Below are 11,808 nucleotides of genomic sequence, written 5' to 3' on the forward strand. Positions count from 1 at the left end.
CTATACTCTAACTGCTAATTGTTCGCGGTAATGAGAGAGCATTTCGGGGATAACTTGATTGAGATTGCCAGCGCCGAGGAACAGAGCCAGATCCCCTGGTTGGAGAATTTCTAACAGGAATTGACCTAAAGAACTCAATTCGGGGTGATAGTAGGCGTTTTTATGGTGTTTTCTCACCTGTTCAGCCACTTGCTGCCCAGTGACGTGATTGATATTCACTTCCCCGGCACTATAAATATCCGTTAAGACTACCACATCGGCGGAACTGAAAGCGGAGCCGAATTCCTCCAAAAAGGCAGTGGTGCGACTGTAGCGATGGGGTTGGAAAATGGCGATCGAACGTTGGTACTGTTTGCCTTCTACCTTCAATTTTGCAGCCGCTAACGTGGCCAACAATTCGCTAGGATGGTGGGCATAATCATCGATAAAGGTGATGCCGTTTGCTTCTCCCTTGTGTTCAAAACGGCGTTTTGCTCCGGCAAAAGTAGCGATCGCATCGGCAATAACAGCAAATTCTAAACCGAGATAACGTCCGATGGCAACCACTGCCAAAGCATTACTAATATTATGTTGCCCCGGGATTTTCACCTCCATTTGTCCCAGATAACTGCCTTTTTCCCAGACGGAAGCTTTCATCATTCCCTGTTCATAGATAATCTCGCTGACGGTGTAATCCGCACCTTTTTCGGGATCGAGACTATAACTAATTGTCGGACGGAAATGCTCGGCGATCGTGTCACAATCTAAACAAGCGACTAAAATCTGGCACTGATCGGCAAATTCACGGAAAGTATCGATAACTTCGCTTAAATTCTGGTAATGATCGGGGTGATCTAGCTCAATATTAGTGATTACGCCGATTTTTGGGGCGTGCTTGGTTAGGGAACCATCGGACTCATCGGCCTCTGCCACTAAAAAACGACCTTGACCAAGACGAGCGTTACCTTCCCACGCGTCCACCTCACCACCGACAATGATCGTGGGGTCTAATCCCGCTTCTAACAAAACGTAACCGATTAAGCTGCTAGTGGTGGTTTTTCCGTGGGTTCCAGCGACGGCGATACTGTCGTAATCAGCGATTAAAGCCGCTAAAACATCGCTACGGTGAAAAATTGGGTATCCTAAGTCTCTGGCCGCTTGATATTCCTTGTTATGGTCATTAATCGCCGTGGAGCAGATTACTTGCGGAACTGTTTGGCTACTGTTTTGAAGGCCAGGAGAATGAAATAAAGCTAAATTATTTGCCTCTTGACGGTGGAAAATCTGCGCTCCCGCTCCCTGTAGCCGTTGGGTGATATGAGTAGGACGTAAATCGGAGCCAGATACGGGTAAATTGCGTTTGGCTAAGATATAAGCGAGGGCTGACATCCCAATGCCGCCAATACCGATAAAATGGAAAGGTTGGCCGTTAAAATTAACTTTTTTCACTTTTTTCACTCCTCAAACCCACGATTATATAAGTTTTAAACTCGATCGGTAGTAAAGTCAACCTCATGATAGGGGCATTTGAGCAGAATTCCCAAATGTTGCCCAGTCACCTTGCAACATCCTTGACGCAGAATTAAAATTTTTTCTCCCAATTCCTTTTTTTTACTGAGCTTTGCCAAACGTCCCAAAAATCGGTAAAACCCTACACCCTACACCCCACACGCTGCCCCCACGAACCTAATTAGGGCAGCCATTCCAGTAAAATTCCCACGGAGCTATCTTTGCGAGCGCGGGAATTTTGGGCTTGAATATCGGCAGCTAAACGTAAATTAGAGGTAATCGCATAACCAACCGAAAGAGTAGTCAATCCCACCTCGTTATCACCACAGGGGGAGATAAAACTCTGACTGACGGTGATATCTGCGGCTCCCGTGCGAGAAAGGGCTAATTTGAGCTTTAATCCTAAGTTAAGCCCATCGGTGCTGTAATTTCCTGTTTGAATGTAACGATAGCCCACCATGGGAGCCAGATTGACATAATCACCCAAAGGGAGGAGATAGTATTGTAAATTTCCTCCTATTGCCGTCCTTTTGCCGTTAAAAGCCGTCTGATAATCGCCGCTTAGGGTTAAACTGGTTTGACCAAAAAACACATCTTCTACCCCCAAAATCAGGCCACTGGAATTATCGCTAGAAGGAAACTCTGCATATCCCAAGCGGATACGAGTGCGAAAACTAGGATCGCGGCGAATATCTTCGGCGATATCGGGTATTTTTTCTAACCAACGCTCTAAAACCGGGCTTTCTTGCCGAATTTTCAGATCTAAGTCTAAATCCGTTTCTGCCCACACAGCACCACTCGCCCCCCATAACAAACCAAGAGCGATCGCATTTACAGAACAGCAAGAGAGCTTAAACATGATCTGCATTATAATCAAAAAAGATTCAGATTCCCCGCTATTCTTGAGAGGACGGGGGCAGTAGGAGCAGCAATAGTGGTCAGAATATTAAAACTTTCGCAATTAAGTGATGCGGAACGGGCAAAACTTCAGAAAAGAGCCGAGTTAGATATTGATAACGCCCTAAAAGTCGCTCAAACGGTGATAGAAACCATCCGCGAACGGGGGGATGCCGGCGTTGTGGACTATGTGCGGCGTTTTGACTACGAAGGTGCGACGGTAGAAAATATCAAAGTCAGCGAGGCAGAATTTGAGCGGGCTTTTCAGTTAATTGAACCAGAAGTAAAAACCGCCATTGAACAGGCTTTTCGGAATATTCAAGAGGTACATCGTCGCCAAATGCCGGAAGAAATACAACTGGCAGAAATTGAAGCCGGTGTCTTTGCTGGCGAAAAAATCTCTCCTATCCCCAATGTGGGTTTATACGTTCCCCGGGGCCGCGGCGCTTTTCCCTCGATGATGTTAATGTTAGCTATACCAGCAATGGTGGCAGGAGTGGAAAGAGTTGTCGTTTGCACTCCCCCCGATAAACAGGGCAACGTGGAGCCAGTGTCTCTGGTGGCGGCACGCATGGCTGGAGTCAGAGAAATTTATAAGTTAGGGGGCGTACAAGCGATCGCTGCTTTAGCTTTGGGAACAAAAAATATCAAAAGGGTTGACAAAATTACAGGTCCGTGCAGCGTCTATGGGGCGGCGGCCAAGCGGTTACTGTTCGGTACTGTGGATGTGGGTTTGCCGGCAGGTCCAAGTGAGTCGATAGTTTTGGCCGATGAGTCCACCGATGCCCGTTTAGCGGCCTTGGATTTATTAATTGAAGCGGAACATGGGGCGGATTCGGCGGCTTTATTAGTCACTCATTGTGAACAGGTTGCGATCGCTGCTAGTGAATACGCTCAGGAATACCTGCAAAAACTCCCAGATTGGCGACGGGAATTCTGTGAGGCGGGTTTAGCCGCCTATGGGGGCATAATTTTAACCGATAGTTTGCAGCAATCCCTCGATTTTGTCAATGAGTACGCCCCGGAACATCTAGAGCTTTTAGTTAGTAATCCTTTTGCCATTCTGGGCAAGATTAAAAATGCTGGCGAAATTCTCCTAGGAAATCATACTCCTTCCTCTATGGCTACCTACGCCATCGGAGTCAATGCTGTGCTGCCGACGGGAAGTTTTGCCCGTTCCTATTCGGCGGTTTCGGTTTATGATTTTCTCAAGCGCTCCACTTTGGCTTATGTCACCTCCGAAGGCTTTGAAAAGTTAAAAGAAACCACGAAAACTTTAGCCGAGTACGAAGGTTTTCCCGCCCATAAATTAGCAATTCAACACAGGGAATTTTTACTCTAAATACAGGGAATAGGAAACGGGGAATAACTCTGATTTATTATCCTGTCTCCTATCTGCTACTATGATAAGAGCAGAGAATCAGGCAAGCATTTTATGAAAAAAGTAGTTGTTATTTTAATTCTGGGTTTTCTGAGCGAACAAATATCAATAAAATCACCAATTTCTGGTAATCAAACCCTCAATAATTTAGCCGTAGCTAACAACAATAATCGTCCCACTCCCCAGAAAAAACCTAGTCCTTCTCCACAATTTCGGTGCGATGGTAGAACTCACTGTTCCCAGATGACCTCCTGTGCAGAAGCGACTTTTTTCTTGAGAAATTGCCCCAATGTCAAAATGGATGGAGACGGTGATGGAGTTCCCTGTGAAAGTCAATGGTGTGGAAAAAAATCCTCAGAAAAATGTTGGGAAAGTTCTCCAGATAACTAATTTTGTTTCCTCACCCCAATTCTCTCACTTAAAGAATCGGGGTGAAAACAATCAAGAAGCAGTAATCACGGGAGAATTAAGATATTGATAATTCCAGTCCGATTGTTGCCAAACGCGACCATCAAGGGCAATTTGTTCGATTAAACTAGCTAATCGTAAAGCTTTTAAAGCTTGTTCCCCACCGACAGAAGGTTGGTCCCCACCGCGCACACAATGAACAAAATGTTCTAATTCCGCGTGTAGAGGTTCAATATTGCTGGTATAAACCTTTTCAATTAAACCATCTTGACGGTAGAGAACTTGACCGTAATCGGTGCTATAGTTAGCGGTGGTTTGCCGGTGAATGAGGATTTCATTATTGAGAAAATCCGCTTCCGTGAGAGAATTTTTACAGTGGGCTGCTAAACGGCGAATCTTGCGATGAGTCACCTTACTAGCGGTTAAATTAGCCACCACTCCATTACTAAAACCAAGGGTTGCAGTGACATAATCGAGATAACCGGAATCAGTGGCAGCGCGACTACCACTAGCGGTTAATTTCACCACGGGAGCGGCGACTAATTCTAAAATTAAATCTATATCGTGGATCATTAAATCTAACACCACCGACACATCATTAGCGCGCTGGGAATAGGGACTCATGCGATGGGATTCAATCGCTAAAATCTCCTCGGTTTTCAAGACCTTCGATAACTCTTGGAAAGCGGGATTAAAACGCTCGATATGACCCACTTGCAGAATACAATCGTGATCGGCTGCCGCATTGACTAAAGATTCCGCTTCACTAATACTAGCGGCGATCGGTTTCTCGATCAAGGTATGTACTCCCGCTTGCAGACAGTCCATCCCGACTCGATGGTGTAACCGCGTGGGGACAGCGATACAAACCGCATCTACCCTAGGTAAGAGGTCTAAATAATTTTCAAAAAAACGGACTCGGTATTTACTGGCAGTTTCCAGTCCCTTTTCGACGTTGACATCGGCCACCCCGACGAATTCCACATCTTTTAATAAACTCAGGATGCGACTATGGTGTTGTCCCATGTTACCGACCCCGATAACCCCGACTTTAATCGGTTTGAGTTGATTTCTATTACCCGGAAAGTTTGCTGGTTGATTGGACATGAATTTTAGACTCCTGTGTTCACACTCCCCACACCACTTGATTAAATTAATCAAGCTGATTTTGTCGATGAATTACCAAGATGGTATCATGGTTATCCAGATTCTGACACGATGTCGGTGTCAATGGGAGTTCTGAGAAGATTTTCTGATTTCATCTCGCGGTTTTTACTCCTAAATGCTTATCAAAACATCGTCCCTTAGTAGCGAGGACTACATTCAGCTAAATTTTAACTATGGACAATTCAACGGATTTTAACTCCTTACGGGGATTAAGTGTTTTTTTGCTAGGAATGATGGGATCTGGCAAATCCACCCTGGGAGAGTTGCTTTCCCGACGGTTACAATATCGTTTTTTTGATACAGATATATTAATAGAAAGGGTCGCGGGAAAGAAAATCAGGGAAATTTTTGCTGACGAGGGAGAAGCGACTTTTCGGGAGTTAGAAACCCAGGTTTTGGCCGAATTATCCCCTCTGACTAAAACTGTGATTGCCACCGGGGGAGGGATGGTTTTAAAACCGATGAATTGGAGTTATCTTCGTCACGGTTTAATGATTTGGTTAGATGTTCCTCTAGAAGTCTTGGTTAAACGTTTAAAACAAGATACCTCTCGTCCCTTGCTTCAGTCCACTGATTTAGAAAGTAAACTGGAATTATTATTAGAACAAAGACGAGGACTTTATGCAGAAGCAGATCTTCGGATTGTTGTTTATGACCTAGATAGACCTACTGATATCGTTGAGAAAATTTTAACAGCAATACCGACGGTGATTAAAGATTTTCATCCAGAAAGGGATCATAACTAATGATAGCAGCTTCAATTTTTGATTTACCTGAACTAATTCCCGACCGAGAAATTCTGGAAATTTTAGCTCAAAGTCAAGCTATTCGTCTAGAAAGAATTATTTCCACCGGTCAAACCACTCCCCGGGGTCAATGGTACGATCAATCTGAGTTTGAATGGGTGATTTTATTACAGGGATACGCTGAGATTAGTTATGAAGATGGCAGCCAAGTTAATCTGCAAGCGGGGGATTATCTCTTGATTCCTCCTCACCAAAAACACCGCGTCGAATTTACTAGCAATAATCCCCCTTGTATTTGGTTAGCTATCTATTATCGCTAGTAAAATATAGTTCCTGACTATTGCCAGCGATCGAATAAATCGGTTAAAACGATATTAGAAAACAAAAAACCTTCGGGGTCGCTTAATCTTACCCTGGTATCCCCCTCAATTATTACTAGATTACGCTGTTTATGCGGCTCTAAGACCTCTAAAATTGCTTTTTTGATTTCCGGACCAAAATTAGCTTCAATCGCGGGTAAACTCACCCCTGACCCTAACCTTAACCCTAGCATTAAGGTTTCGAGAAGATCATCGATAAAACTATTTTTCTCCACGTCAATTGGGCAGCCTTCTTTTACCCAAGCGAAATAGTCGCGACTTTTGCGCGGACGGGTAAAACGTTGTTGATGAAGATAACTAGCAGCCCCCATACCAAAGCCATAATAGGGACGATTTTCCCAGTAAACTCGATTATGTCGGCATTGATAACCCGGTTTAGCATAGTTAGAAATCTCGTAATGTTGATAACCAGCTAAAGCTAGTTTTTCACCGGCTAAAACATACATTTTTGCCGTGGTTTCATCATCGGGTAAGGGTTTTTTCCCCGGTTGATACTGTTTACCGAAAGGAGTAACCGCTTCTAAGACCAAATCGTAACAGGAAAGATGGGCCGGTTGCAGTTCGATCGCTTTTTCTAGGGAATTTTCCCAATCTGTCAGGGTTTGTTGTGGCAATCCTGAAATCAAATCCAAACTATAGTTAACTATTCCCAATCCCCGAATTAATTCCACTGCCTGATAGATATCCTTAACAGTATGCGATCGACCAGAAACCTGTAATAATGGTTCTTGAAAAGCCTGTACTCCTAAACTAACCCGATTGACTCCCGCACTAAGATAACCCTGTAATTGTTCTAAACTAAAGGTAGCCGGATCAATCTCCATAGAAATCTCTATATCGGCTGCAAAATCAAACTTTTTGGCTAAAGTATCCAGAATCGATCCTAATAATTCCACAGGTAACAGGGAAGGAGTCCCCCCCCCAAAAAAAATTGTTTCTAGGGGTTTCCCCGTCCCCGGACTAAGGCTAATTTCTTCCTGTAATATTTCCACATACTCCACCACAGGGGGAAAAGTCGCCGGATTGGTGTGATTACCGACGACAAAAATCGGGAAATCACAGTAAAAACAGCGCCGACGACAAAAGGGAATATGAATATAAACCGAGGTTATGGGGTGAAAATAGGGCATTAAAGCAGTTATCAGTGAACAGTAATCAGTAATCAGTGAACTCATACAGCCTTTCTCGTCAAGGTGAGGTACAGACTAAGCCTTGCTAATCAAGTATTTTAGATGCAAGAACGAACCTCATCTATCTGAGAAACGCTGTAACTCGTATCTGATGACTGATAACTAATAACTGATAACTGATTCAAGGCTGACTCCCGACGGCTATAATTTCGTTTATCTTCGTTAAGATGTATTATGGCTGGGGAGAACATCTCCTAGAATGGAGGCAACTTTCCCGACACAAATTAGGAGAAACCCACAGATATAATAGAAAAGCATCCATACTCATTATTTTTCTATCATCATTCCCCCCTATCCTCTCTGGTATTATCCCCATGCTTGATGCTGTCATAATTTTACTATTCGTCTTCGCTGTTGCCAGTATTGGTTATAGTGGTGTTGACTTGCTGCCGGTTACTGTCCAGTCGCAAATCAGCAATATTGAAGCTTTACGCTGGTTATCGGCGGGTTTTGCCTCAATTATTGGTTTAGCTCTTGGTTTAGTTGCCCAAACTACCTATCGTCGTCTAGAAACCCAAGTACGGCAAACTCCGATCGAAGTTATTTTAACCCGTTCGGTCGGTCTAGTTATTGGTTTGTTGATTGCTAATCTGATCCTAGCTCCGATTTTCTTCCTCCCGATTCCCAGAGAATTCTCATTTATCAAGCCGATAATCGCTATTTTAGGCAGTATTATGTTTTCCTATCTGGGGGTTAGTTTAGCTGATACCCACGGTCGCACTTTTCTGCGTCTGATTAACCCCAATAGTATGGAATCAATTCTAGTGGCAGAAGGAACCCTGCAAGCGGCCGCCACTAAAGTTGTTGACACCAGTTGTATTATCGATGGTCGTATCGAACAATTGTTAGACACGGGATTTATCGAGGGACAGATACTCATCCCCCAATTTATCCTTCAGGAATTGCAACAGTTAGCGGATGGCAGTAACGACCAAAAACGAGTTAGAGGAAGACGCGGATTAGATATCCTAAACCGGATGCAGCAAGAATTCCCCGAGCGCATTATCATTCATCCCGCCGATTATGAGGATATTAGCACCGTAGATGCTAAGTTAGTCCATCTTGCCCAAGAAATTAACGCCACCTTGCTCACTAACGATTACAATCTCAGTAAAGTGGCCAATCTGCAAAAAGTCACCATCTTGAATGTCAACGATCTCGCCCAAGCAGTACGCCCGATCTACTTGCCTGGGGATACGTTAGATCTGAAAATTCTCAAAGCAGGAAAAGAACCCACCCAAGGCATTGGTTATCTAGAAGATGGCACGATGGTGGTGGTAGAAGAAGGAAAAGATTATCTAGGGGGAGAATTGCGGGTAGTGGTGACATCTGCACTGCAAACCTCGGCCGGACGGATGATTTTTGCTAAACCCCAAAATTCCCTGATTGCCTAAAGGTAATAAAACCCAAAAAAGCCTCAAATACAGAGCCAGAGGGGATTGTATTTGAGGAATTTCATTTTTTAAGGGAAGTTAAGTCACCAATCGAACTATCTAGTCAATTGATACCTAATTAAGCTGGTTTATTGATTACAGCCATGGACTGACGAGCAAAACCGAAATAACTATCCCAGAATTGTTTCTGACTATCGAGGGCAACTTTGGTGGCGGTTTCTTGGGCGGTTAGGTAGGATTTCACCCATTCTTGTTGATATTCGAGGGATTTAACCAAAGTTTCCGGAAACTCAAACACTGGTGTAGTCGAGGGAAGACCATTACCCCAAGCGGACAGAAGCATTTTCTGCCATTCGGCTAGGTATTTTTGGTATTCCTCAAGATAATTGGTGTTCATAGAAGTCAAACCGCTAACTAGCCCATCTGGAAGGAGATGGTGAGAAAGTGGGGCGGTGTTGCCACCTTCTCGAAAGCAAAACCGGTGCCGAGATAAAATATAATATTCTATCCCTTCTTTAATTATAACCTGAGTTTGTGATCAGCCCCAATCTTTATGCGATCGCACTAGGCTGGCCCTATTTTTTGGTGACTCGGAACTAACGCTAAAATAATCCTACTCTAGCCATTTTCTCCCAACTATGATCGATCGCCCTATTCATGTAATTGGTGGAGGATTAGCGGGGACTGAGGCGGCGTGGCAGATAGCCCAAGCAGGTATTCCCGTGATCCTGTACGAAATGCGCCCAATTCGCTCTAGTCCCGCCCACCATAGCCAATTTTTAGCCGAATTAGTCTGTAGTAACTCCTTTGGTGCCATGGCGGTGGATCGCGCCACCGGGTTACTCCATGAAGAATTACGACGCTTAAATTCTCTAGTTATTGCCCAGGCCGATCAGCATAGTGTCCCCGCAGGAGGGGCTTTAGCGGTCGATAGAGGGGTCTTTAGTCGAAATTTGACGGAAATCTTGGCTAACCACCCTCTAGTCACCTTAAAACGTCAGGAGATCACGGAAATTCCCCGGGATGGTATCGTCGTTTTAACCACTGGACCGTTAACCAGTGCTGCTTTAGCCGCAGATCTGCAAAATTTTGCCGGTCTGGACTATCTGAGTTTTTTTGATGCCGCTAGTCCGATTATTCTAGGGGAATCGATCGATCGATCGATCGCTTTTCTGGCCTCCCGTTACGATAAAGGTGAGGCCGCCTATCTCAATTGTCCCATGGATCGGGAACAATACCTGCATTTCTGGCAAGAGTTAAAACAAGCAGAACAAGCGGAATTAAAGGATTTTGAGCGAGAAAATGCCAAATTTTTCGAGGCTTGTCTGCCAATCGAAGAATTAGCCTGTCGGGGAGAGGATACCATGCGTTTTGGTCCCCTGAAACCGGTGGGATTAGCGGATCCCAGATATCCGGATCAACGTCCCTACGCAGTTATACAGTTGCGAATGGAAGATAAAGCGGGGCAATTGTGGAATATGGTGGGATTTCAAACTAATTTAAAATGGGGTGAACAAACACGGGTTTTCCGTCTGATTCCGGGGTTAGAAAAGGCCGAATTTGTACGCATGGGGGTGATGCACAAAAACACCTTTATTAATTCTCCCCAGTTATTATCCTCCAGTCTCCAGTTTAAATCGCGACCGACGCTATTAGCGGCAGGACAGTTAATCGGCACGGAAGGCTATACGGCTGCGGCTGCTGGGGGATGGTTAGCGGGAACTAATGCCGCTCGTTTAGCTTTAGGATTAGAAACGGTGACATTGCCAACCACAACGATGATGGGGTCATTATTTGAGTTTATCAGCAGTGCCGAACCGAAACATTTTCAACCGATGCCGCCAAATTTTGGCATTTTGCCGAATTTTACCAGAAAAATCCGCAATAAACGGGAACGTTACGGTCAATATGCCGATCGCTCTTTGCAGGATTTAGAAGCATGGATAAATCAGTTAAAAACTCCCTGTCTCGTCTAACTGTCAATCGCTAAATCGATCGCCCATAATAGAGAAGGAACCTATTTCTTTCTCTATCGCTATGCCAAACCCCGATTTTTTCCCTCCCCAATCCTACAGTCAAGAGGATGTGCAGGAAATTCTCTATTTGGCTATCTCCCGTCAAGGGGATAAGGGAGAAATTACCCGTCAACAGTTGTTAGAAATTGCCGACGATTTAGCTATTGAAGTTAAAGACTTAGAAGCGGCAGAAAAGGACTGGCAAGAGTCAAAAATGCTCAGTTATAAACGGCAAGAATTCGATCGCTTTCGTCGCGAGGAGCTAAAAAATAAAACCGTTCGCTATCTGATTATTAATAGTTTTTTTATTATCATTAATTTAATTAGTTCGGGAACAATTTCTTGGGCAATTTATATCTTTTTGCTGATGGGTTTACCTCTTTCCCTTTCTGCTTGGAAAACTTTTCAAAATCAAGGAATTGCCTACGAAGAGGCATTTAAACGCTGGAAAATTAAGGAGGAAATGAAAGAGTCTTTTAGCAATCTTTGGACACAAGTTAAAAAGTTTTTACAGTTTTAATAGTGTTGCCAAATTAAGCCTTTTTTGTTTTTGTGAACCACAGAGACACAAAGGACACAAAGTTGGGCTTTTCACAACTACTTAGGGTCTGCTGAAAAAGTACGGGCGAAGCATTCGGATAGAAAATCTACGGTTTCACCGATAGGTTATTGCCCGAATGCTTCGCCCCTACAGGACGCGGGCCGATAAAGACGCAAGGTTTTGAACGACGATTCTCTCAAA

General features: G+C 44.2%; 12 protein-coding genes. 7 read left to right on the forward strand and 5 right to left on the reverse strand.

Going from position 1 to position 11,808, the window contains the following annotated elements:
* The gene (gene murC / locus EWV60_RS15215) at positions 1 to 1,428 is read right to left on the reverse strand and encodes a UDP-N-acetylmuramate--L-alanine ligase (RefSeq protein ID WP_004158996.1); all 1,428 of its coding nucleotides are present in this window, start codon (positions 1,426 to 1,428) and stop codon (positions 1 to 3) included.
* 241 nt (positions 1,429 to 1,669) lie between these two features.
* A complete protein-coding gene (locus EWV60_RS15220; RefSeq protein ID WP_287233136.1) occupies positions 1,670 to 2,356 on the reverse strand; it encodes a hypothetical protein in 687 nt (228 codons plus the stop codon).
* 66 nt (positions 2,357 to 2,422) lie between these two features.
* Here EWV60_RS15220 and hisD point away from each other — a divergent pair, with 66 nt between their 5' ends.
* Both hisD and EWV60_RS15230 read left to right on the forward strand, forming a co-directional pair.
* Positions 2,423 to 3,727, forward strand: coding sequence for a histidinol dehydrogenase (hisD, locus tag EWV60_RS15225; protein WP_287233138.1), 1,305 nt, complete (start codon positions 2,423 to 2,425; stop codon positions 3,725 to 3,727).
* A 93-nt stretch (positions 3,728 to 3,820) separates the two neighbouring features.
* Entirely contained in the window at positions 3,821 to 4,156 is a 336-nt protein-coding gene (locus EWV60_RS15230; RefSeq protein ID WP_004159012.1) for an excalibur calcium-binding domain-containing protein, read from the forward strand.
* Between the two features lie 51 nt (positions 4,157 to 4,207).
* Here the strand turns inward: EWV60_RS15230 and EWV60_RS15235 are convergent, their stop codons facing one another.
* Positions 4,208 to 5,281, reverse strand: a complete 1,074-nt coding sequence (locus EWV60_RS15235) for a Gfo/Idh/MocA family protein (RefSeq protein ID WP_158200079.1) — start codon at positions 5,279 to 5,281, stop codon at positions 4,208 to 4,210.
* A 233-nt stretch (positions 5,282 to 5,514) separates the two neighbouring features.
* Between EWV60_RS15235 and EWV60_RS15240 the strand changes: the two genes are divergently transcribed.
* Both EWV60_RS15240 and EWV60_RS15245 read left to right on the forward strand, forming a co-directional pair.
* Positions 5,515 to 6,087, forward strand: a complete 573-nt coding sequence (locus EWV60_RS15240) for a shikimate kinase (RefSeq protein WP_287233141.1) — start codon at positions 5,515 to 5,517, stop codon at positions 6,085 to 6,087.
* The gene (locus EWV60_RS15245; protein WP_004159018.1) at positions 6,087 to 6,407 is read left to right on the forward strand and encodes a cupin domain-containing protein; all 321 of its coding nucleotides are present in this window, start codon (positions 6,087 to 6,089) and stop codon (positions 6,405 to 6,407) included. Before EWV60_RS15240 ends, EWV60_RS15245 begins: the two co-directional genes overlap by 1 nt.
* Before the next feature lie 17 nt (positions 6,408 to 6,424).
* Here the strand turns inward: EWV60_RS15245 and hemW are convergent, their stop codons facing one another.
* Positions 6,425 to 7,597, reverse strand: a complete 1,173-nt coding sequence (hemW, locus tag EWV60_RS15250; RefSeq protein WP_193977609.1) for a radical SAM family heme chaperone HemW — start codon at positions 7,595 to 7,597, stop codon at positions 6,425 to 6,427.
* A 374-nt stretch (positions 7,598 to 7,971) separates the two neighbouring features.
* On the opposite strand from hemW, the gene EWV60_RS15255 reads away from it, so the two are divergent.
* A complete protein-coding gene (locus EWV60_RS15255) occupies positions 7,972 to 9,051 on the forward strand; it encodes a PIN/TRAM domain-containing protein (RefSeq protein WP_024969898.1) in 1,080 nt (359 codons plus the stop codon).
* Positions 9,052 to 9,169: 118 nt separating this feature from the next.
* Here EWV60_RS15255 and EWV60_RS15260 read toward each other — a convergent pair whose 3' ends face one another.
* Positions 9,170 to 9,448, reverse strand: a complete 279-nt coding sequence (locus EWV60_RS15260; RefSeq protein WP_002778592.1) for a hypothetical protein — start codon at positions 9,446 to 9,448, stop codon at positions 9,170 to 9,172.
* Between the two features lie 241 nt (positions 9,449 to 9,689).
* On the opposite strand from EWV60_RS15260, the gene trmFO reads away from it, so the two are divergent.
* Entirely contained in the window at positions 9,690 to 11,027 is a 1,338-nt protein-coding gene (gene trmFO, locus EWV60_RS15265; RefSeq protein ID WP_287233145.1) for an FADH(2)-oxidizing methylenetetrahydrofolate--tRNA-(uracil(54)-C(5))-methyltransferase TrmFO, read from the forward strand.
* 61 nt (positions 11,028 to 11,088) lie between these two features.
* Positions 11,089 to 11,586, forward strand: a complete 498-nt coding sequence (locus EWV60_RS15270; RefSeq protein ID WP_193977605.1) for a 2TM domain-containing protein — start codon at positions 11,089 to 11,091, stop codon at positions 11,584 to 11,586.
* Positions 11,587 to 11,808 lie beyond the last annotated feature (222 nt).

The organism is Microcystis sp. Msp_OC_L_20101000_S702 (assembly GCF_007095705.1).
In the GTDB taxonomy this organism is placed as follows: Bacteria; Cyanobacteriota; Cyanobacteriia; order Cyanobacteriales; family Microcystaceae; genus Microcystis; species Microcystis ichthyoblabe_A.

Coding starts and splice junctions, on each gene's coding strand:
- EWV60_RS15220 (WP_287233136.1), bottom strand. CDS start 2,356: ATGCAGATCATGTTTAAGCTCTCTTGCTGTTCTGTAAATGCGATCGCT.
- EWV60_RS15230 (WP_004159012.1), top strand. CDS start 3,821: ATGAAAAAAGTAGTTGTTATTTTAATTCTGGGTTTTCTGAGCGAACAA.
- EWV60_RS15235 (WP_158200079.1), bottom strand. CDS start 5,281: ATGTCCAATCAACCAGCAAACTTTCCGGGTAATAGAAATCAACTCAAA.
- EWV60_RS15240 (WP_287233141.1), top strand. CDS start 5,515: ATGGACAATTCAACGGATTTTAACTCCTTACGGGGATTAAGTGTTTTT.
- EWV60_RS15245 (WP_004159018.1), top strand. CDS start 6,087: ATGATAGCAGCTTCAATTTTTGATTTACCTGAACTAATTCCCGACCGA.
- hemW (WP_193977609.1), bottom strand. CDS start 7,597: ATGCCCTATTTTCACCCCATAACCTCGGTTTATATTCATATTCCCTTT.
- EWV60_RS15255 (WP_024969898.1), top strand. CDS start 7,972: ATGCTTGATGCTGTCATAATTTTACTATTCGTCTTCGCTGTTGCCAGT.
- EWV60_RS15260 (WP_002778592.1), bottom strand. CDS start 9,448: ATGAACACCAATTATCTTGAGGAATACCAAAAATACCTAGCCGAATGG.
- trmFO (WP_287233145.1), top strand. CDS start 9,690: ATGATCGATCGCCCTATTCATGTAATTGGTGGAGGATTAGCGGGGACT.
- EWV60_RS15270 (WP_193977605.1), top strand. CDS start 11,089: ATGCCAAACCCCGATTTTTTCCCTCCCCAATCCTACAGTCAAGAGGAT.